17 protein-coding genes are annotated in these 19,870 nt (G+C 67.4%); 12 read left to right on the forward strand and 5 right to left on the reverse strand.

Annotation, left to right across the window (positions count from 1 at the left end):
• Window positions 1-34 precede the first annotated feature (34 nt).
• The 9 genes from IAG39_RS16725 (at window position 35) to IAG39_RS16765 (ending at window position 10,133) form a co-directional block, all read left to right on the forward strand.
• Window positions 35-1,030 carry a DctP family TRAP transporter solute-binding subunit gene (locus IAG39_RS16725; protein WP_059379746.1) on the forward strand — a complete coding sequence of 332 codons (996 nt, stop codon included), beginning with the start codon at window positions 35-37 and terminating at the stop codon, window positions 1,028-1,030.
• Entirely contained in the window at window positions 1,030-1,509 is a 480-nt protein-coding gene (locus tag IAG39_RS16730; protein ID WP_059379745.1) for a TRAP transporter small permease, read from the forward strand. The genes IAG39_RS16725 and IAG39_RS16730 overlap by 1 nt, the downstream gene beginning before the upstream one ends.
• Before the next feature lie 4 nt (window positions 1,510-1,513).
• Window positions 1,514-2,797 carry a TRAP transporter large permease gene (locus IAG39_RS16735; protein WP_059379744.1) on the forward strand — a complete coding sequence of 428 codons (1,284 nt, stop codon included), beginning with the start codon at window positions 1,514-1,516 and terminating at the stop codon, window positions 2,795-2,797.
• Entirely contained in the window at window positions 2,794-3,723 is a 930-nt protein-coding gene (locus IAG39_RS16740; protein ID WP_118932000.1) for an HpcH/HpaI aldolase/citrate lyase family protein, read from the forward strand. The genes IAG39_RS16735 and IAG39_RS16740 overlap by 4 nt, the downstream gene beginning before the upstream one ends.
• Window positions 3,720-5,432: a thiamine pyrophosphate-binding protein gene (locus IAG39_RS16745; RefSeq protein WP_059379742.1), complete on the forward strand. Its 1,713-nt coding sequence runs from the start codon at window positions 3,720-3,722 to the stop codon at window positions 5,430-5,432. Before IAG39_RS16740 ends, IAG39_RS16745 begins: the two co-directional genes overlap by 4 nt.
• A gap of 17 nt (window positions 5,433-5,449) precedes the next feature.
• A complete protein-coding gene (locus tag IAG39_RS16750; RefSeq protein ID WP_118931999.1) occupies window positions 5,450-6,700 on the forward strand; it encodes a Zn-dependent hydrolase in 1,251 nt (416 codons plus the stop codon).
• Window positions 6,697-8,193, forward strand: coding sequence for an aldehyde dehydrogenase (locus IAG39_RS16755; protein WP_118931998.1), 1,497 nt, complete (start codon window positions 6,697-6,699; stop codon window positions 8,191-8,193). Before IAG39_RS16750 ends, IAG39_RS16755 begins: the two co-directional genes overlap by 4 nt.
• Window positions 8,194-8,380: 187 nt before the next feature.
• Complete coding sequence (locus tag IAG39_RS16760) at window positions 8,381-9,373, forward strand: Bug family tripartite tricarboxylate transporter substrate binding protein (protein ID WP_118931997.1); 993 nt, start codon at window positions 8,381-8,383, stop codon at window positions 9,371-9,373.
• 16 nt (window positions 9,374-9,389) lie between these two features.
• Window positions 9,390-10,133 carry a class II aldolase/adducin family protein gene (locus tag IAG39_RS16765; protein WP_118931996.1) on the forward strand — a complete coding sequence of 248 codons (744 nt, stop codon included), beginning with the start codon at window positions 9,390-9,392 and terminating at the stop codon, window positions 10,131-10,133.
• Here IAG39_RS16765 and IAG39_RS16770 read toward each other — a convergent pair.
• Complete coding sequence (locus IAG39_RS16770; protein WP_118931995.1) at window positions 10,121-11,827, reverse strand: thiamine pyrophosphate-binding protein; 1,707 nt, start codon at window positions 11,825-11,827, stop codon at window positions 10,121-10,123. The genes IAG39_RS16765 and IAG39_RS16770 overlap by 13 nt on opposite strands.
• Window positions 11,828-11,989: 162 nt before the next feature.
• Here IAG39_RS16770 and IAG39_RS16775 point away from each other — a divergent pair, with 162 nt between their 5' ends.
• Window positions 11,990-12,949, forward strand: a complete 960-nt coding sequence (locus IAG39_RS16775; protein WP_118931994.1) for a LysR family transcriptional regulator — start codon at window positions 11,990-11,992, stop codon at window positions 12,947-12,949.
• A 64-nt stretch (window positions 12,950-13,013) separates the two neighbouring features.
• Here the strand turns inward: IAG39_RS16775 and IAG39_RS16780 are convergent, their stop codons facing one another.
• The 3 genes from IAG39_RS16780 to IAG39_RS16790 form a co-directional block, all read right to left on the reverse strand.
• Window positions 13,014-14,171: a Fic family protein gene (locus IAG39_RS16780; RefSeq protein ID WP_118931993.1), complete on the reverse strand. Its 1,158-nt coding sequence runs from the start codon at window positions 14,169-14,171 to the stop codon at window positions 13,014-13,016.
• A gap of 160 nt (window positions 14,172-14,331) precedes the next feature.
• The gene (locus tag IAG39_RS16785; protein WP_124260347.1) at window positions 14,332-14,688 is read right to left on the reverse strand and encodes a hypothetical protein; all 357 of its coding nucleotides are present in this window, start codon (window positions 14,686-14,688) and stop codon (window positions 14,332-14,334) included.
• A gap of 143 nt (window positions 14,689-14,831) precedes the next feature.
• A complete protein-coding gene (locus tag IAG39_RS16790; RefSeq protein WP_059379734.1) occupies window positions 14,832-15,812 on the reverse strand; it encodes a Bug family tripartite tricarboxylate transporter substrate binding protein in 981 nt (326 codons plus the stop codon).
• A gap of 305 nt (window positions 15,813-16,117) precedes the next feature.
• Between IAG39_RS16790 and kdgD the strand changes: the two genes are divergently transcribed.
• Window positions 16,118-17,032, forward strand: coding sequence for a 5-dehydro-4-deoxyglucarate dehydratase (gene kdgD / locus IAG39_RS16795; protein WP_118931992.1), 915 nt, complete (start codon window positions 16,118-16,120; stop codon window positions 17,030-17,032).
• 59 nt (window positions 17,033-17,091) lie between these two features.
• The gene (locus IAG39_RS16800; protein WP_118931991.1) at window positions 17,092-18,027 is read left to right on the forward strand and encodes a hypothetical protein; all 936 of its coding nucleotides are present in this window, start codon (window positions 17,092-17,094) and stop codon (window positions 18,025-18,027) included.
• A gap of 10 nt (window positions 18,028-18,037) precedes the next feature.
• Here IAG39_RS16800 and ilvA read toward each other — a convergent pair whose 3' ends face one another.
• Window positions 18,038-19,624: a threonine ammonia-lyase, biosynthetic gene (ilvA, locus tag IAG39_RS16805; RefSeq protein WP_118931990.1), complete on the reverse strand. Its 1,587-nt coding sequence runs from the start codon at window positions 19,622-19,624 to the stop codon at window positions 18,038-18,040.
• Window positions 19,625-19,870 lie beyond the last annotated feature (246 nt).

Here is a 19,870-nt window from a genome sequence, read left to right on the forward strand (position 1 = left end):
CCTACCCATCCCACCCTGCTCCCGGAGTTCCGCCATGACCACCGCTCCTCAAAAGAAACCGGCCCTGCTGGCCGCCGCCCTGCTCGCCCTCGCCGGCCTCGCGCCGCTGTCTGCCCATGCCCTGGACATCAAGCTCGGCCACGTGCTGGCGCCCAGCCATAGCTGGAACAAGGCCGCCGAAGGCTTCGCCGCCGAGGTCAAGGAAAAGACCGCCGGCCGCGTCAATTTCGTGTTGTTCCCCAGCGGCCAGCTGGGCAATGAAAAGACCATGCTGGAAGGCCTGCAGATCGGCAGCCAGGGCGCGGCCATCATCGGCTCGGGCTCGCTGCAGCCCATCGAACCCAAGTTCGGCGTGGTCGAGCTGCCCTATACCTGGTCGACTTCGCAGCAGGCCTACAAGGCCTTCGACGGCGAACTCGGCGAGGCCCTGGCCAAGCTGGCCGACAAGAAGAACCTGACCATCATCTCGTGGTGGGAAAACGGCTTTCGCCACGTCACCAACAACCGCGGCGCGGTGGCCAAGCCCGCCGACCTGGCCGGCCTGAAGACCCGCGTCACGCCCGACAAAATGCGCCTGGACACCTTTACCGCGCTGGGCGCCAACCCCGCGCCGCTGGCCTTCGGCGAACTGTATTCGGCCCTGCAGCAGAAGGTGTTCGACGCCCAGGAGAACCCGCTGTCCATCATCTACACCTCGTCCTTCTTCGAGGTGCAGAAGTACCTGTCGCTGACCGGCCACGTCTGGGGTCCGGCCAACCTGATCATTTCCAAGCCGGTCTGGAACCGTCTCTCGGCCGAGGACAAGAAGATCGTGCAGGCGGCCGCCGACAAGTGGCGCGACGCCCAGCGCCAGATGATTACCGACGGCGACCAGCAGTACATCGCCCAGCTGAAGGAAAAGGGCATGCAGGTCAACGAGGTCGATAAGGCTGCCTTCGCCGCCACGGTGGAGCCGGTCTGGAAGACCTACTCGGTCACCTACGGCCCCGAGCTGATGGCGCTGGTGCAGAAGTACCGCGAGGCCAAGTAATGCTCAACCGACTGTCCGCGATCCTGTCGGGCATCAGCAAGGCCTTCGCCGCCCTGGCGGTGGCCTTGCTGGCGATCCTGATCTCCTACGTGGTGTTCGCCCGCTTCGTCACCCATACCACGCCGCACTGGGCCGAGGAACTGCCGCGGCTGGTGCTGGTGTGGTCGGCCTTCATCGGCGGCGTCGTCTGCAGCTTCGAGCGTTCGCACCTGATGGCCGGGCTGCTGCCGTTCGTGGTGCGCAATCCCCGCATCCTGAACGTCTTCGAACGCATCAACCAGACCCTCATCATCGTCGGCCTGGCGGCGTTGGGCTACGCCGGCTGGCAGCTGGCCGAGCTGACCATGGACCAGACCCTGCCCGCGCTGGACGTGTCCGCCGGCGCCGTCTACCTGGCGCTGCCTTTCGCCTGCGCCATCACCATCGTGGTGCACCTGGCGCAACTGTTCTCGCCCGCTCCCGCCGCTGCAAAGGAATAACCAGATGTCTACGGGTGCTCTCTTCCTGATGGGCGTGTTCACGATCACGGTGCTGATCGACATGCCCATCGCTTTCGGCCTGGTGTTGTCCTGCCTGGCCTATCTGGCGGTCTTCGACTCCGCGCCCATGATGGTGGCGGCGCAGCAGTACGTGGTGGGGCTGGACAGCTTCACGCTGCTGGCGATTCCGCTCTTCATCCTGGCCGCGCAGCTGATGAACGGCGCCGGCCTGACGCAGCGCATCGTGCGCCTGTGCGCCGCCATCGTCGGCGACATCAAGGGCGGCCTGGCGGTGGTGGCCGTGCTGGCCTGCCTGATGTTCGGCGCGCTATCGGGTTCGGGCGTGGCCGACGTGGTCGCCATCGGCAGCCTGCTGCTGCCCGCCATGGCCCGCAGCGGCTACGATAAGGGCTTTTCCTGCGCCCTGGTCGGCAGCGCCGGCGCCACCTCCACCATCATTCCGCCCAGCATCGTGCTGATCGTCTACGGCACCATCACCGACACCTCGGTGGGCAAGCTGTTCGTGGCCGGCATCATCCCCGGCATCCTGCTGGGGCTGTCGCTGATCGGCGTGGCGATCTGGCAATCGCGCAAGCACAACTGGGCCGGGGGCCAGCCGTTCAGCTGGACCGAGCTGCGCGCCGCCGCCGTCGACGCGCTGCCCGCGCTGATGGTGCCGGTGCTGATCATCGGCGGCATCCGCTTCGGCATCTTCACCGCCACCGAGGCCGCGTCCAGCGCCATTATCTACGCCCTGCTGATCGGCTTTTTCTGGTACCGCACGCTGAGCCTGAAGTCGCTGTGGGACAACCTGAAGTCCACCGGTGAAAGCAGCGCGTCCATCCTGCTGATCATCGGCGCGTCGGGCCTGTTCGCCTGGGTGCTGGTGGCCGAGCAGGTGCCGCAGGCGCTGTCCACGCTGCTGGTCGAATGGACCGACAGCAAGACCGCCGTGCTGCTGGTGCTGACCGTGGTGCTGCTGCTCCTGGGCACCTTCATGGAAGCGATTCCGGTCATCATCATCGTGGCTCCGGTCGTGATGCCGGTGCTGGCGCACTACAACATCGATCCCGTGCACTTCGGCATCCTGCTGTCGATCAACATGGCCATTGGCGCCAACACACCGCCGGTCGGGGTCGACCTGATGGCCGCGTGCAAGATCGGCGGCATCAACATGATGCAGACCCTGCGCCCGCTGTCCTGGATGATGCTGGCCATGACCGCGGTCATGCTGCTGCTGACTTTCGTACCTGAACTGGTGCTGTTCCTGCCGAGGCACGTGCAATGACCCCTATCACCCCCTCCCGCCGTCCCCCCTTCCTGCGCCGCAGCTGGATGTTCGTGCCCGGACTCGACGCCAACGCCCAGGCCGACGGCCTGGCCAGCGGCGCCGATGCGCTGGTCGCGGACCTGGAAGAGTTCACCGCCCCGGCGGACCGGCCGGCCGCGCGCCCCATCATCGCCGAACTGTTCGGCCGCTGCCGCGCCCTGGGCGTGGTGGCCGCGGTGCGCATCAACAAGCTTGAGGACGACGGCCTGGCGGACCTGCGCGGCGTGATGCCTGGCGCGCCGGACGCGGTGTTCCTGCCGCACGCCGAAAGCGCGGCGCAGATCGCCGCGCTGGACCAGGCGATCACCGCGCTGGAGGCCGAACTGGGCCTGCCCGCCGGCAGCACCGAGATCGTGCCCACGCTGGAGTCGGCGCTGGGCGTGCACCGCGCCTATGACATCCTGACCGCCAGCCCGCGCGTCTCCGCCTGCCTGCTGGCCGCCGAGGACCTCACCGCCAGCCTGGGCGCCGAACGCGGCAAGGACGGCATCGAGCTGCATCACCTGCGCGCCCGCTTCCTGCTGGACTGCACGGCGGCAGGCTGCCTGCCGATCGACTGCCCGTTCAACTACCGCGACATGCCGGCGCTGGAAGCCGACGTGCGCTGGGCCCGCCGCATGGGCCTGAAGTCCAAGTGCGCCACCGTGGCCGACCAGGTCAAGCTGATCCACGCCGTCTTCACGCCCGCCCCGGACGAGGTCATGGCAGCCCACGATTGCGTCGCCCGCTATGAAGCCCAGCGCGCCGGCCGCCACGACGCCGAGCGCATCGATCCGCCTGTCTACAACACCGCGCGCCGCCTGTTGGCGCGCCATCACCAATTCGAACGATGGGCCGCCGAGCGCCGCGCGCAGGCCGTCCCGCAACAAGGAGACTCCGCATGACGTCAGCAGCAATTCCCGAACGCAATGGCGGTCAGATCCTGATGCAGCAGTTGCGCATCCATGGCGCGCGCCGCGTGTTCATGATTCCTGGCGAAAGCTATCTGCCCTGCATCGACGCGCTGAATGACCACACCGATGCCATCGAAGCCATCGTCTGCCGCCAGGAAAGCGGCGCGGCCTACATGGCCGAGGCCTACGGCAAGCTGACCGGCGAACCCGGCATCTGCTTCGTCACGCGCGGCCCGGGCGCCACCAACGCCAGCATCGGCGTGCATACCGCCTTCCAGGACTCCACCCCGATGATCCTGTTCGTGGGCCAGGTGGGCAACGACTTCATGGAGCGCGAAGCCTTCCAGGAGATCGACTACCGCCGCATGTTCGGCCAGATGGCCAAATGGGTGGCGCAGATCGACCGCACCGACCGCATCCCCGAGTACATCTCGCGCGCCTTCGCCGTGGCCACCAGCGGCCGTCCCGGCCCCGTGGTGCTGGCCTTGCCCGAAGACACCCTGTGGGGCCGCGCCCGCGTGGCCGACCTGCCGCGCTACCCGCGCGTGCACAGCCACCCCGGCGCCGCCGACCTGACCCGCATGACCCAATTGCTGGATGCCGCCGAACGTCCCTTCCTGCTGCTGGGCGGCAACGGCTGGCACCAGACCGCCATCGACCAGATCGCCGGCTTCGCCGAGCGCTTCGAGCTGCCGGTAGGCACGGCCTGGCGCCGCCTGGAATGCTTCGACCAGCGCCACCCCAACGCGGCCGGCCACGTCGGCTGGGCCATGACGCCGCAACTGCGCCAGCGCCTGCGCGACGCCGATCTGGTGCTGGCCGTGGGCACGCGCATGGGCGAGGCCACGACCGAAGGCTATACCGTCATCGAAAGCCCGCTGCCGCGCCAGCAGCTGATCCATGTGTATCCGGATGCCGCCGAACTGGGTCGCGTGTTCTCGCCGACCCAGGCCATCGTGGCGGACGTAGCCAGCTTCGCCGCCAGCGTGGCGGGCCTGGTCCCCGGCCACAAGACGGCGCGCGGCGAGGCGGTGCGCGCCGCGCACCAGGAACTGGTCGACAGTCTGAAGCCGCTGCCCTCGCCCGGGCCCATGAGCCTGGACCAGGCAGCCGCCTACGTCGACGCGCACGTGCCGGCCGACGCCTGCATCACCGTGGGCGCGGGCAACTATGCGCTGTATCCCCACCGCTATCGCCGCTATGCCGGCCCCGGCACCAGCCTCACGCCTACCGTGGGCTCCATGGGCTACGGCCTGCCGGCTGCGATCTCGGCCAAGCTGGAGGACCGCAAGCGCACGGTGGTCTGCTATGCCGGCGACGGCTGCTTCCAGATGAACATGCAGGAACTGGGCGTGGCGCTGCAATACCGTCTGGGCGTGGTGGTGCTGGTGTTCAACAACGGCATCTGGGGCACCATCCGCGCGCACCAGGAACGCGAGTTTCCGGCGCGCCCGATTGCGCTGTCCTTCGAGAACCCGGACTTTACCCAAATCATCCGCGGCTACGGCGGCTACGGCGAGGCCGTGGAAGACACGGCGAGCTTCGGCCCCGCCTTCGAGCGCGCGCTGGCCTTTGCCGAACGCGAGAACATGCCGGCCCTGCTGGAAATCCGCTACGACGCCAACGGCATTTCGCCGGGCGAAACCTTGATGGGCATCCGCGAGGCCGCGCTGGCCCGCAATGCCGCCGCCAGCCACTGACACAGAGGGACTCCACCATGACGACGACTATCTCGATCAACGGACAGCGGCTGTGGCAGTCGCTGATGGACCTGGCGCAGATCGGCGCCACCGCCAAGGGCGGCAACTGCCGCCTGGCGCTGACCGCGCTGGACGGCCAGGGCCGCGACCTGGTCACCGGCTGGATGCGCGATGCCGGCATGACGCTGCGCGTGGACCAGGTGGGCAACATTTTCGCCCGCCGCGCCGGCCGCAACAATGACCTGCCGCCGGTCATGACCGGCAGCCATATCGACACGCAGCCGACCGGCGGCAAGTTCGACGGCTGCTACGGCGTGCTGGCGGGCCTGGAGGTCATGCGCAGCCTGAACGACCATGGCGTGGTCACGGAAGCGCCGCTGGAAGTGGCCATCTGGACCAACGAGGAAGGCTCGCGCTTCGTGCCCGTGATGATGGGTTCGGGCATATTCGCCGGCAAGTTCCCGCTGGAAGTGGCGCTGTCCGCCACCGACCGCGACGGCAAGTCGGTGGCCGACGAGCTTGCCGCCATCGGCTATGCCGGCACGGACCCCGTGGGCGGCCGTCCGGTGGGCGCGTACTTCGAGGCCCATATCGAACAGGGCCCGATCCTGGAGCACGAGGAAAAGGTGGTCGGCGTGGTGACCGGATCGCTCGGCCTGCGCTGGTACGACGTGACCGTGACCGGCATGGAAATGCATGCCGGCCCCACCCCCATGCCGATCCGCCGCGACGCGCTGTATGCCGCCAGCTTCCTGCTGCAGGCGGTGGTGGACATTGCCAACGGCAACCAGCCGCATGGCCGCGGCACCGTGGGCGAGATCTACGCGCACCCCGGTTCGCGCAACGTCATCCCGGGCCAGGTGCGCTTCACGGCGGACCTGCGTCACGAGGACGAAGCCACGCTCACCCGCATGGACCAGCGCTGGCACGAAGTCTGCGCCGAAATCGCCCAGCGCCACAACGTGGAAGTGGACGTGAAGCACGTGCAGTATTTCCCGCCCACCCCGTTCGACCCGGACCTGGTGGGCAAGGTGCGCGACGGCGCCGCGCGCCGCGGCCTGGCCGCCATGGACATCGTCACCGGCGCCGGCCATGACGCGGTCTACATGGCCGCCGTCACCCCCACCGCCATGATCTTCGTGCCCTGCAAGGACGGCGTCAGCCACAACGAGATCGAGGACGCCAAGCCCGCCGACCTGGAAGCCGGCTGCAATGTACTGCTCGACGCCATGGTGGCGCGCGCCAACGCCCAGGAGGTGCGCTCATGAGCCAGGACGCCGCCTACTGGCGCGCCCGCGCCGCCGCGCTCGCTTTCAACGGCCAGGCCTACATCGATGGCGCCTATTGCGGCGCGGCCGATGGCGCCACCTTCCCCGCCACCAGCCCGATAGACGGGCGCAAGCTGGCCGACGTGGCGTCTTGCGGCGCGGCCGACGTGGACCGCGCCGTGCAGGCCGCCCGCCGCGCCTTCGAGGCTGGCGTCTGGAGCGGCCTGGCGCCGCGCCAGCGCAAGCAGCATCTGCTGCGCCTGGCCGCGCTGATCGATGAGCACCGCGAGGAACTCGCGCTGCTGGAAACGCTGGACATGGGCAAGCCGATCCGCGATGCGCTGGCCTTCGACGTGCCGGAGACGGCGCGCTGCTACGCCTGGTACGCCGAAGCCATCGACAAGATCTACGACGAGATCGCCCCCACCGGCCCGGACGCGCTGGCCACCATCACGCGCGAAGCGCTGGGCGTGGTCGCGGCGGTGGTGCCGTGGAACTATCCGCTGATGATGGCCGCCTGGAAAGTCGCGCCGGCCCTGGCGGCCGGCAACAGCGTCATCCTCAAGCCTGCTGAACAGGCCTCGCTGTCGGCCATCCGGCTGGCGGCCCTGGCCGAGCAAGCCGGCATTCCCGCCGGCGTATTCAGCGTGGTGCCCGGTCTGGGCGCGCAGGCCGGCCAGGCGCTGGGCCTGCATCCCGACGTGGACTCCATCGCCTTCACCGGGTCGACCGCCACCGGCAAGCGCTTCATGGAGTACTCGGGACAATCGAACCTGAAGCGCGTGTGGCTGGAGTGCGGCGGCAAGTCTCCCCACATCGTGTTCGAGGATTGCCCCGACCTGGACCGCGCCGCCCAGGCCGCGGCGCTGGCCATCTTCTCCAACCAGGGCGAAGTCTGCATCGCGGGTTCGCGCCTGTACGTGCAGGACGGCATCTACGACGCCTTCATGGCCAAGGTCGCGGACTACGCCGCCGCACTGCAGCCGGGCGATCCTCTGGACCCCGCCACCGCCATGGGCGCCATGGTCGACGAACGCCAGATGCGCGGCGTGCTGGCCCGCATCGAAGCGGGCTCCGCCGAGGGCGCGCGCCTGCGCATGGGCGGCCGCCAGGCCCGCGGCGACACGGGCGGCTACTACATCGAACCGACCATCTTCGATTGCGCCGGCCAGGACAACAGCCTGGTGCGCGAGGAGATCTTCGGCCCGGTGCTGGCCGCGCAGCGCTTCGCCACGGAAGACGACGCGGTGCGGCTGGCCAACGACTCGATCTACGGCCTGGGCGCCGGACTCTGGACCGCCAACCTGTCGCGCGCCCACCGCCTCTCGCGCCGCCTGCGCGCGGGCCTGGTCTGGGTCAACTGCTACGCCGACGGCGACATCACCGTGCCATTCGGTGGCGTCAAGCAATCGGGCTTCGGCCGCGACAAGTCGCTGCATGCGCTGGACAAGTACAGCGACCTGAAGACCACCTGGATCAGCCTGACGGCTTGATCCCCGGGGCGGACGCCTGCGCGGCGTCCGCCATCCTTGCCATTTCGCGTTATCTGCTTGGCCGCCAGTGCCATTGAAGGCGGTGGCCCCTTGTGCGACCTTGAACAGCGACGGGCTGCCCACCGCGGTTCCGTTGCGGGCAGGCGCAGGCGCTCTCCCGCCATCAGAACAATGACTGGAGACTACGATGCGCAATGCGACAAGGCGAGCCGCGCTGGCAGCCATGCTGGGCGTTTTGGCCTGGACCGCGGCCGGGCCGGCCTGGGCGCAAGCCCCTTATCCCTCCAAACCCGTCACCATCCTGGTCGGATTTCCGCCCGGCACGGCCACCGACACCGTCGCCCGCATGGTCGGCGACCGCCTGGCGCAGCGCCTGGGCCAGCAGTTCATCGTCGAGAACAAGCCCGGCGCGGGCGGCTCCATCGCCGCCGGCCTGGGCGCGCGGGCCAAGCCCGACGGCTATACGCTCATGATCGGCGCATCCGCGCCGCAAGCCATCAACCCGCACGTCTATCCCAACCTGAACTACGACGCGCGAAAGGACTTCGCGCCCATCGGCCTGCTGACCTGGCTGCCCTATCTGTTCGTCGTCAGTCCGGACAATCCGGCCAACAACCTGCAGGACTTTCTCGCGGCCGTAAAGGCCAAACCGAACCAGTACACCTACGCCACCACAGGCGTGGGCACCACCAGCCACCTGGTGACCTCGGTGCTGCTGGCCAAGGCCGGCGCCAGCATGATCCACGTGCCTTACAAGGGCAGCAGCCAGGCGCAGACCGACATCGTGGGCGGGCGCACCTACGCCACCTTCGACACCATGGTGTCCTCGCTGGCGCTGGTGAAAGCCGGGCGCCTGAAAGCGATCGCCGTCAGCACGCCGCAACGGGTCGCGAGCCTGCCGGATGTGCCCACCGTCGCCGAACAGGGATACCCCGGCTTCGACATGGGCGCCTGGCTGGGCCTGATCGCGCCCGCCGGCATCCCGCCCGGGATCCAGCAGAAGCTTGCCGCCGAGGTCAACGCCGTGCTGGCGGATCCGGCCGTGCGCGACAAGCTGGCGGACCTGGGCGCCCAGGTCCGCACCACCGCCACGCCCGCCGAGTTCGGCGCCTTGATGAATTCCGAATACGAATCGTGGGGCAAGGTAGTCCGCGATTTCAACGTCAAAGCCAGCGACTGAACCGGAGACCCGAACCATGCATAGCACCATGAGCCCCGCTGAGCGTGACACCCGCATTCAACTGGCCGCCTGCTACCGGCTGGTGTCCCACTTCGGCATGAGCGATCTCATCTACAACCACATCACCGCGCGCATCCCTGGCCCGGAGGGACATCTGCTCATCAACCCCTACGGCATGATGTATGACGAGATCACCGCATCCAGCCTGGTCAGGATAGATCTGGACGGGAACGTGCTGCACAATCCGGGCGAGTACGGCATCAATGCGGCCGGCTACGTCATCCACAGCGCCGTGCACGGCGCCCGCCACGACGTGCAATGCGTCATCCATACGCATACGCGCGCCGGCATGGCGGTGTCGGCGCTGCAATGCGGCTTGCTGCCGCTGACGCAGACCGCCATGCGCTTCGCCAAGATTCCTTACCACGACTACGAAAGCGTGGCCTTGGACCTGGATGAGCGCGCGCGCCTGGTGGCGGACCTGGGCCAATCCGAGGCGATGATCCTGCGCAACCACGGCCTGCTGGCCGCCGGCCCCAGCATCGCGCAGGCATTCAATACGCTGTACTGGCTGGAGATGGCCTGCAAGGCGCAGGTGGATGCCCTGGCCGCCAACCGCGAACTCTGCGTCCCGCCGCCGGAAGTGATCGAGAAGACCTGGCACCTGTACCAGCCGACCACGCGCCGCCCCTTCGGCGAACTGGAATGGCCGGCCATGCTGCGCCTGATGGACAGGAAGGATCCCGGCTATCGCGACTGAGTCCTTGCCTGGCCCCGCCCCAGGAGGTCGATGCCGGCCGCGCTGCCCGCGCCTTCCGGCAGGATCGCCGCGAGGCTGGTCTTGACCTCCAGGAAGTACGGAACGGCCGAGCCCAGCCCGCGCGCGATGGCCGCGGCCACCTGGTCCGGATGGGTGACGTACTCGGCCTGCATGCCGCAGGCGCGCGCCATCATCGTGAAATCGGGACTGGCGAGATTGGTGCCCGCATACCGCCCGGGATAGGTGCGCGCCTGATGCAGGCGAATGGAGCCATAGCAATTGTTGTTGGACACGATGAAAAGCACCGGCAGTCCGCGCTCGGCGGCGGCCATCATTTCATTGCCGGTCATCAGGAAGCCGCCGTCGCCCACCAGGCACACGACCTTGCTTTGCGGATGGCGCAACTGCGAGGCAATCGCCGCCGGCGTGCCGTACCCCATCGCGCCCGACTGCGAGGCCATCAGCCGTTGCGGGTAGACGAAGGGAAAATGGCGGTACACCGGCGCGGCGAAGGTGCCCGCGTCCAGGCACACCATGACGTCCGGCGGCGCCTGTTCGGCCAGCGCTCGCACCACCGACACGAAGGGCACGCCATCATCGGCTTTTGGATCCGGCCAGGCGGCGGAGCGTTCTCGGATGGCACGCAAGGACGCCGCCCAATCGCCGCGCGCCGCGTTTCCCGTCGCAGGCAGAGCCGCCAACGCCTGCGCGGTGGCCACCGGATCGGCGACGATGCCGACGTCGGCCGCGAAATGCTGGTTCACGATATGGGCGTCGACGTGGCAATGCACCAGCGTCTGCGAAGGCCGCGGGTAGCCGGGGAACGTGTAGCCCTGCGTGGTGATATCGCCCAGGCGCGTACCCAGGGTCAGAATGAGATCGCTGGAATCGAACGCCGCGACCTGCGCGGGCTGCGTCGCCAGGTCCAGGTCGCCCGCGTAGAGCGGGTGCGTATTGGGAAAGATGTCATGCTGGCGGAACGATACCGCCACCGGTATGCCGTGCCGTTCGGCCAATTGGCGCAAGGCGTCGCGGCCGCCCGGCGCATTGAATGCGCCACCGGCGATGATGAGCGGCTTGTGGGCTGCGTCCAACGACGCCTGCAGCCGCTGCAACGTGGCGGGCGCGGGCTGCGCCGGACTGGCCGGCTGCGCGACCCAATCCGGTTGCGGCACGCGCGCCTGCTGCACGTCTTCCGGCACCACCAGGACCACCGGCCCCGGCGTGCCCGAAGTTGCGACGCGCAGCGCCTTGAATGCGGCGCAGGCCACGTCCTCCGGCGCCGCCACCTCGTGCACCCATTTGGCGATGGAACCGAACATCTTCTGGTAGTCGATTTCCTGGAAGGCCTCCTTGCGCAGGTCCTTGCGCGGGACTTGGCCGATCAGCAGGATCAGGGGCACGCCGTCCTGCTGCGCGGCATGCACGCCGATGGCCGCATTCGCCGCGCCCGGCCCCCTCGACACCATGACCACCCCAGGGCGGCCCGTCAGCCGCCCGTCGGCGCAAGCCATGAAGCTCGCGCCGCCTTCGTGCCTGCAGGTCACCGCATCGATGCCCGGGAAATCATGCAAGGCGTCGAGCACGCCCAGATAGCTTTCGCCGGGAACCAGGAAGACGCGGTCGATGCCGTTGCGGGCGAAGACCCCGAGCAAGGCGTGGGAAGACGTGTTCAGTTCGGAAGCGGGTGTCATGGATGGCCGTAAACCTAGGGGCTAGCGCGCAGGCGCGGGTCTGATACGCAGGAATTCTAGGGTGGCTGGCGGCGGGCCATGTAGGCATACTGTGCCTATCAGATATACAAAAAACGCACACAAGGAGGAGCCGCCCGCAAGCGCCGGCGGCGAGACATCGCGATGGACCTGCGCAAGATCGAAAACCTGATCCACGTGGCCGACTCGGGCAGCTTCTCCAAGGCCGCTTCGGTGCTGGGCATCGCGCAATCGGCGCTGGGCCGCCAAGTCAGGAAGCTGGAAGACGAATGCGGCTGCGCCCTGCTCTACCGCAATGGCCGCGGCGTGTCCTTGACCCCGGAAGGCGAGAAGCTGCTGGATAGCCTGCGCCCCTTGCTCGCGCAGATGGCGCGGGTCGTGACCGAATTCCACGACGAGCAGAAGTCGCCCTCCGGCCAGGTCACGCTGGGCCTGACGCCCACGCTATCCCACATGGTCGGCATGCCGCTGGTGGCGGCAGTCTGGAAGCGCCATCCGCGCATCCAGCTCAACGTCATCACGGGCTATAGCGGCTACGTGCATGAATGGCTGGCCAACGCCCGCGTCGACATCGCGGTGCTGCATGACGCGCGGCGTTCCCAGCATGTGGTGGTCGATCCCCTGGCCGAGCTGGACCTGGCGCTGGTATCGCCCGTACAGAACCTGTCGCCCGCCGCGCGGGCCTTGTCCTCCATCGACTTCGCCCAGTTGGTTGATCTGCCCCTGGCGCTGCCCACGCGCAGCCACGGCCTGCGCCGCACGCTGGAGCAGGCGGCCGCGCAGGCCGACGCGCCCTTGAACGTCGTGTTCGAAATGGACGCGCTGGAACTGATGAAGGAAATCGTGTTGAACGGTCTGGCCCACACGGTGCTGGCCCTGCCCGCGGTAGTGGGCGAATTGAACAGCGGCCAGCTCGTCGCCCGCAGGATCGTCAATCCCGCCCTGTCCACCCGCCTGATGCTGGCCACCGCATCGAACCGGCCGCTGACGCAGGCGGTGAAAATCGTGCAGGACATTCTGCGTGAATTGCTGCGGGACATGGTTGAGGCGGAGCCTTACCGCTCGTATATGCGGATGGCGGATGCACGCGCCGTGTCCGCGTGAGCTTGGCGGCCGCTGCGTTTCAGCCTAGCCCTGACGCGCAGGCCCAATCCGGAACTGCCCGCGCCTACTCTTCAGCGCCGTAGAGCGCCGGCAGCAGAATCGGCAGCGAGTCCAGCGGAAAGGCGAATCTGACGGGCGCGTGGGAGGTGTCGGAGGCAACCAATCCGCATTTCAAGGCGGCCGCCAGCAAGGACCTGCCCGTGCGTTCGCCCAGGCCAGTCATCTGAATGAACTCGCCCCGCGTGGCCGGCCCCGCCGCGAACAGGTGGTAGATCGGCAAGGCAGCCTCTGCGCGCAGCCGTCCTTTCGCGGTTTCAATCAGAACGGACGCCTTGATCTTTTCCTTCATCGAGTTCAGCGCCAGCATGCGGGACGTATAGTCAACCTGCTCTTCGCACACGCGCAGGAAGTAGTCGATCCACAGCAGTAAACCTGTTTGCGTAAGGTTGCCCCGGCCGTCAAGATCGTCTTGACGCGGCGCGTCCGCAGCGGCCAGATGACCGTGGTAATCCTGCACCCCACGCGCCAATCCACGATTGACGGACCAAAGTCCCCTGGTGACAGGCCACATGGCGGCATGCGTTTGCAGTCGCGTGGCCCGACCATTGCCATCCGCAAACGGATGCATCCAGGCCATGCGTTGATGCGCGCAAGCGATGGCGATCAAGCGGAGTTCGTTGGTCCATTGCCTGCCGTAGTGAGAGGTAAAGGCCTCCATGAATTGTGGCAATGACTGCCAGGCTGGCGGGCTATGGCGGCCAACCGTGACGTCGATCTCCCGCAGTGTTCCCGGTTCCACGACCAGCCCGTCCTTGGTTGTCCGGTCATGGGACTCCAAGCGTCCGTATAGCGCACGGTGGGCGATCTGGACGAAATCCGCATTCAACGGCGAAACCCGCGCCGCCTGCTCTTCAACTTCTCTTTCCGCGTCCATATGGGCCACGGCAATGCGCTGCAGCCGCGCGATTTCCGGGCGGTCCGAGAACTCCTGACGCAGGGCTGCATCGATGTTCCTGGGCGACGTGCCCTGCCCCGCGATCCCGTTGCTGTAATACGAATTCATGCTGCGAAGCAGATCCTGCAGCGCCCCCCGGGTGTTGGGATGTGCAAATCCGCTCAGCTCGGCGGCCCGATACACGATGCTGGCTGCTCGTTCCAAGTACGGGACGAGCATGTGCACAGCGGGCATCAAGGGTAGGAACTGTTGCGGAGAATCGTACATATATTATTTCCGGTTTTTTTTCCGATTCCCCGCATTTTAACCGACTAATATTGTTAAATAATTGGTGTATGAATTGCTAAATCAAGCACTTTAAATTCCGCTCTTTCCACCCTTTTTTCTACCGTTTTTTCTGCCGCCATGATGGCGCGATCCGGAAACATCAACGCGGTACCGGCAACGGGGGCGCGGGCGTCAGCGGCCCCGTCGGCACGCCGCGCTGCGCCGGCATCGGCGGCAGGCGGGACGGCGCAGGGCTTACCCAGCCGGGCTGGTGGCTCGGTCCGCTGGAAGGCGGCGCGGGCGGGCCGGGCGGCCTGCCGGCGGTGGCGCAACCGGTGCCCAGGCAGGGTTCCTGGGTAGCGCCCGGATTGACCAGCCGGGGACAGGAAGCCCCAACGCAGGCATCGGGAATGACGCGGGCCGAAGGCGGGGGTTGGGGAATGGCGGGTCCGGCGCCTTGCGCGACGGCTTGCCCCCAGGCGGCCGCCAGCAGCGCGACTGCACCAAGGATTTTCATGGCTGCGTGCCCTGCCCCTGGTCTGCGGCCGGGCGCCGCATAGCGTCCCTCGGCCCGGCCCCGCGTCGCGCCGGGGCCTGGGCGGGCGCGGGATGATTCCAGTGTGCCCCCGCGCCTGAGGGCCTGTCCAGACAGGCCCGGCGTCAATCCAGCCGGATATCCGCGCTTTTCACTACCGAGGCCCAGCGCGCGCGCTCGCTGTTGAAGAACTGCGCCAGTTCGGCGGGATTGCGGGTAACGATTTCGGCGCCCTGTTCGTTCAGCTGCGCCTTCACGTCCGGCTGGTTGACGATTTGCGCCATCAGTTCCGACAAGCGGATGGCGACGGGATCGGTCGTGGTCACGGGCGCCATCACTCCCTGCCAGGTGCCGGACTCGAAGCCGGCCACGCCTTGTTCAGAAATGGTGGGAATGTCGGGAACCAGCTGCATGCGCTCGCGTTTGGAGATCGCGATCGGCCGCAGCTTGCCGGCCTTGATGTGGGGCAGCGTGGCCAGCAGCCCGTTCATGATGACCTGGGTCTGCCCGCCTATGGTGTCCGTCACCGCCTGCGAACCACCCTTGTAGGGCACGTACTCCCATTTCGCTCCCGTGGCCTGCTGCACGGCCACGGCAGCCAGGTGCGGCGCGCTGCCGATGGCGGTCACGGCGAAGTTCAGGCGCTGTTGCTTGGACAAGGCCACCAGTTCCGGCACCGTCTTGGCCGGCACGTCGGGATGCACGGCCAGCACGTGCGGCGAATAGGCCAGCATGCCGACCGCGCGCAAATCCGTGGATGGATCGAAAGACAGTTTGGTGTAAACGGACGGGCTGATCGCCAGCGCCCCTACGTCGCACAAGAGCACGGTATGGCCCTCTTGCGCGGACTGCACCACCAGGCCTGCGCCCAGATTGCCATTGGCTCCGGGCTTGTTCTCGACCACCACGGTCTGCTTCAGGGCATCGGCCAGGCGCGGCGCCAGGATGCGGGCGATGATGTCCGACGAGCCGCCGGGCGGGTAAGGCACGATGATCCGGACCGCGCGCGTCGGCCAGTCGCCCGGCTGCTGCGCCCATGCCGGTAGCCACGGCGACAGGCAAAGCGCCGCGGCGCCGCCCAGGAACTGTCTCTTGCTTGGGTTCATGGAGTCTCCTTTGGAATGTCTTGCGGGCGGACGCTGCGCCCGGGCTCTCCGGGACAACCTCTTCGGATTGGCCGCCGCGCGCGCCTGCGCCTGCCGCATATGTTCTGCCTATGTCATCGTACAACTATGAAATTATTGTTGGGAAGCGAAATATTCATTTACCGGGTATGCACCTATAAATCCAATTTTCTCAGCGGCCTTTGCTTGAATAGTGGGCATTTCATGTTGTACGATGACTTACCTCTTAACCAGGCTACCGGCAGACTCCTGCCGTTCGATGACGCCCCCATACGGATCAACGCAACATGACCACCCCGCAGGAACTCAAGCACATCGTTTCGGAAGGGTTGCTGTCCTTTCCCGTCACCGATTTCGACCAGAACGGCGACTTCAACGCCAGGGGCTATGCGCAGCGCCTGGAATGGCTGGCCCCCTACGGCGCGACCGCCCTGTTCGCCGCGGGCGGCACGGGCGAGTTCTTTTCGCTGGCGCCAGAGGAATACGCGAACGTGATCCGCACCGCGGTGCAGACCTGCGCGGGCAAGGTCCCCATCCTGGCCGGCGCTGGCGGCCCGACCCGCACGGCCATCGCCTATGCGCAAGAGGCCGAGCGCCTGGGCGCCAAAGGCATACTGTTGCTGCCCCACTACCTGACCGAAGCCTCGCAACCAGGCATCGCCGCGCACGTCGAACAGGTCTGCAAGTCCGTGGATATCGGCGTCATCGTCTACAACCGCGCGCAGTCGCGCCTGTCGGCCGACAGCCTGGCGCAACTGGCCGAACGCTGCCCCAACCTGGTGGGTTTCAAGGACGGCGTGGGCGACATCGAAGCCATGGTGCGCATCCGCCGCAAGCTGGGCGACCGCTTTTCGTACCTGGGCGGCCTGCCCACGGCCGAGGTCTACGCCGCCGCCTACCGCGCGCTGGGCGTGCCGGTCTATTCGTCGGCCGTGTTCAATTTCGTGCCGCGCACCGCCATGGAGTTCTACCGCGCCATCGCCGCGGGCGACCATGACACCACCAATCGCCTGCTGGACGATTTCTTCCTGCCTTACCTCGAGATCCGCAACCGCGTCCCGGGCTATGCCGTCAGCATCGTCAAGGCCGGCGCCAAATTGGTGGGCCGCGACGCGGGTCCGGTGCGCGCGCCCCTGACCGACCTGCGGGCCGATGAACTGGAGATGCTGGGCGCTCTGATCCGCAAGCTCGGCCCGCAGTAAGGAGCCCTCCCGGGCGGTGGTATATATAGACCGGTCCAGCCACACCCGGGAGTCAGCCTATGGCGCGTCGACGCAACCTCGCGTTTCTGCTCAGCATGCTTGCCGCGCCCGCGGGCGCGGCCGTCGTCTACGACAACCACGGCCTGGTGGTCGAAGCCACCACCGGCAGCCGCAGCGACTGGAATACCGGCCAGCGGCAGACCACCCGCGCCACCACCATCACCTACCAGGGCAAGCCGCTGTGCGGCAAGGACGTCGGCGCCCTGCTCTATCCCGATGGCCAGAGCGTCGAGGCCCGCGCGTTCTTCTGCGCATCCACCGCCAAGGCCTTGGAAACGGACGCCGTGCTGGCCTACTTCACCAGTTCCAGCGCCAATACCGTGCTGGCGCAGCTGAGCGCGGCCAACGGCGCGCTGCGGGTCCAGCGCCTGGCCTTGTCGGCCAAGCCGGACCGCGATCGCATCGCCACCACGCGCTTCGAGGACGCGCGCCTGCCTGGCTGGACGCGCGTCCAGACGTCCTGGAACGAAACCGTGATGATCCGCCACGCGCCGCTCGCCGCCCTGAACCTGGGGCCGGGCAAGCTGCTGGACGTGGCGGACGGCGTGGCCTACCTGGCCGTACCGCCAGGCAGGGACGCGGTCGAGATCGAGCCCACCAAGCGGGTCAAGGACGCCGACGGCTATCTGCAGATCGTGCCGGCCATCACCAAGTTCGTGGACACTCCGATGGCGTTCCGCGCGGTGCGCATGAGCGACGGGCGCGAACTGGCCCGGCTGGATTTCAAGGATGTCTGCCTGCGCCTGCCCGCGATCCAATTCGATCGTCCGGACGCGCAGTCCAAGTCCTCGGCCGCGCCCGACGTGGCCTTCGACGACGTGCCGGCCTGGCGCGCCGCCACCCTGCAGCTGACGCAGGCGGCGCAGGGACGCGCCGCGCTGCGCCTGCAGCCGGGCGTGACCCTGCCACGCAAGCCCGGCTGCGCGCCCGGTTGATCTGGCCCGCTCAGATCAGGAACTGGCGGTAGGCCTCGTTGCCGGTTTCCTCGGTATGGGCGTAGCCCAGCTGCCGCAGGAACGCGTCCAGCGCCGCGCTGTCCGCCAGCGGCGCCTGGATGCCGACCAAGGCCGAGCTGAACTCCGTGCCCTGGTTGCGGTAATGGAACAGGCTGATGTTCCAGTTGGGCGCCATCTCGGACAGGAACTTCATCAGCGCCCCGGGGCGCTCAGGAAACTCGAAGCGGAACAGGCGCTCGCCCGCCGCCAGCGGCGAGCGGCCGCCCACCATGTAGCGGATGTGCTGCTTGGACACTTCGTTGTTGCTGAGGTCGCCGACGGAGAAACCCTGTTCCTGCAGCGCCGTCATGATTTCCGCCGCGTCGCCGCGCCGCGAGATCTGCATGCTGACGAAGATGTGGGCGGTGCGCGCGTCGGCGATGCGGTAGTTGAATTCCGTCACGCTGCGCTGACCGATCACGCTGCAAAAGCGGCGGAAGCTGCCGCGCTCTTCCGGCACCGTCACGGCGAAGACCGCCTCGCGCGCCTCGCCAACCTCGGCGCGGTCTGCGACGAAGCGCAGGCGGTCGAAGTTCATGTTCGCGCCCGAGGTCACCGCCACCATGGGCAGGCCTTGCACGCCTTCGCGCTCTACATATTTCTTCAGCCCGGCCACCGCCAGCGCGCCCGCCGGCTCCAGCACGCTGCGGGTATCCAGGAACACGTCCTTGATCGCCGCGCAGACCGCGTCCGTATCCACCAGGATGATCTCGTCCAGGTATTCGCGGCACAGGCGGAAGGTCTCCTCGCCCACCAGCTTGACCGCCGTGCCATCCGAGAACAGGCCCACTTCGGGCAGGTTGACCCGTTCGCCCACCTGCATCGACAGGGACATGGCGCAGGAATCCTCGGTCTGCACGCCGATGACCTTGACGCCGGGGTCCACCGCCTTGATGTAGGTCGCCACGCCCGCGGCCAGCCCGCCGCCGCCGATCGGCACGAAGACGGCATGCAAGGGGCCCGCGTGCTGGCGCAAGATCTCCATGCCGACCGTGCCCTGGCCGGCGATCACATAGGGATCGTCGAAGGCCGGAATGAAGGTCAGGTCCTGCGCGCTCGCCAGCTTCTGGGCGTGGCCATAGGCATCGCTATAGGAATCGCCCGCCTGCACCACCGTCACCGTGGGGCCGCCATGCGCCTTGACCGCGTCCACCTTCACCTGCGGCGTGGTCTGCGGCACCACGATGATGGCGCGCACGCCCATCCTGGCCGCCGAGATCGCCACGCCCTGCGCATGGTTGCCGGCGGACGCCGTGATGACGCCCCGGTCCAGCGCCGCCTGCGGCGTGTTGCGCATCTTGTTGTAGGCGCCGCGCACCTTGAAGGAAAAGACCGGCTGGTTGTCCTCGCGCTTGAAGTAGACCGGGTTGCCCAGCCGGGCCGACAGGCCGCGGGCGCGATCCAGCTCGGTTTCGCGGGCGATGTCGTAGATGCGTGCGGTCAGGATCTGCCTCAGGTATTCCATCGGCGAGGCCCGGCCGTCCTGGAATGCGGTCGGCGCGGCGGTTTGCTGGCTGGCTTGCGGGGTGTGGTGCATCTGGCTCTCTGCTTCGGTGTGCTTGCCCGGCAGAGGCGGCCACAAAAAACCCGCCTCGTGGGGCGGGTGGCTGTGACTGTTGCGGTCGCGCGCTAACCCACCATTCCAGGAATGATGGTAATAATCAGCGAAATGCGGACGGCGCGGAAATTCATGGGGACGTAGCTTCCTCCTTGTGCGGCGCTTTGTCAAACGGCCAACCGGCCCCGGCGCTCCCGATTAAATGCGTCCCCATTTAATTTGGCG

The sequence above is a fragment of the Achromobacter xylosoxidans genome (assembly GCF_014490035.1).
Taxonomy (GTDB): Bacteria; Pseudomonadota; Gammaproteobacteria; order Burkholderiales; family Burkholderiaceae_B; genus Achromobacter; species Achromobacter bronchisepticus_A.

Coding starts and splice junctions, on each gene's coding strand:
- IAG39_RS16800 (WP_118931991.1), top strand. CDS start 17,092: ATGGCGCGTCGACGCAACCTCGCGTTTCTGCTCAGCATGCTTGCCGCG.
- IAG39_RS16775 (WP_118931994.1), top strand. CDS start 11,990: ATGGACCTGCGCAAGATCGAAAACCTGATCCACGTGGCCGACTCGGGC.
- ilvA (WP_118931990.1), bottom strand. CDS start 19,624: ATGCACCACACCCCGCAAGCCAGCCAGCAAACCGCCGCGCCGACCGCA.
- IAG39_RS16765 (WP_118931996.1), top strand. CDS start 9,390: ATGCATAGCACCATGAGCCCCGCTGAGCGTGACACCCGCATTCAACTG.
- IAG39_RS16755 (WP_118931998.1), top strand. CDS start 6,697: ATGAGCCAGGACGCCGCCTACTGGCGCGCCCGCGCCGCCGCGCTCGCT.
- IAG39_RS16790 (WP_059379734.1), bottom strand. CDS start 15,812: ATGAACCCAAGCAAGAGACAGTTCCTGGGCGGCGCCGCGGCGCTTTGC.
- IAG39_RS16745 (WP_059379742.1), top strand. CDS start 3,720: ATGACGTCAGCAGCAATTCCCGAACGCAATGGCGGTCAGATCCTGATG.
- IAG39_RS16750 (WP_118931999.1), top strand. CDS start 5,450: ATGACGACGACTATCTCGATCAACGGACAGCGGCTGTGGCAGTCGCTG.
- IAG39_RS16735 (WP_059379744.1), top strand. CDS start 1,514: ATGTCTACGGGTGCTCTCTTCCTGATGGGCGTGTTCACGATCACGGTG.
- IAG39_RS16780 (WP_118931993.1), bottom strand. CDS start 14,171: ATGTACGATTCTCCGCAACAGTTCCTACCCTTGATGCCCGCTGTGCAC.
- IAG39_RS16725 (WP_059379746.1), top strand. CDS start 35: ATGACCACCGCTCCTCAAAAGAAACCGGCCCTGCTGGCCGCCGCCCTG.
- IAG39_RS16785 (WP_124260347.1), bottom strand. CDS start 14,688: ATGAAAATCCTTGGTGCAGTCGCGCTGCTGGCGGCCGCCTGGGGGCAA.
- kdgD (WP_118931992.1), top strand. CDS start 16,118: ATGACCACCCCGCAGGAACTCAAGCACATCGTTTCGGAAGGGTTGCTG.
- IAG39_RS16770 (WP_118931995.1), bottom strand. CDS start 11,827: ATGACACCCGCTTCCGAACTGAACACGTCTTCCCACGCCTTGCTCGGG.
- IAG39_RS16760 (WP_118931997.1), top strand. CDS start 8,381: ATGCGCAATGCGACAAGGCGAGCCGCGCTGGCAGCCATGCTGGGCGTT.
- IAG39_RS16740 (WP_118932000.1), top strand. CDS start 2,794: ATGACCCCTATCACCCCCTCCCGCCGTCCCCCCTTCCTGCGCCGCAGC.
- IAG39_RS16730 (WP_059379745.1), top strand. CDS start 1,030: ATGCTCAACCGACTGTCCGCGATCCTGTCGGGCATCAGCAAGGCCTTC.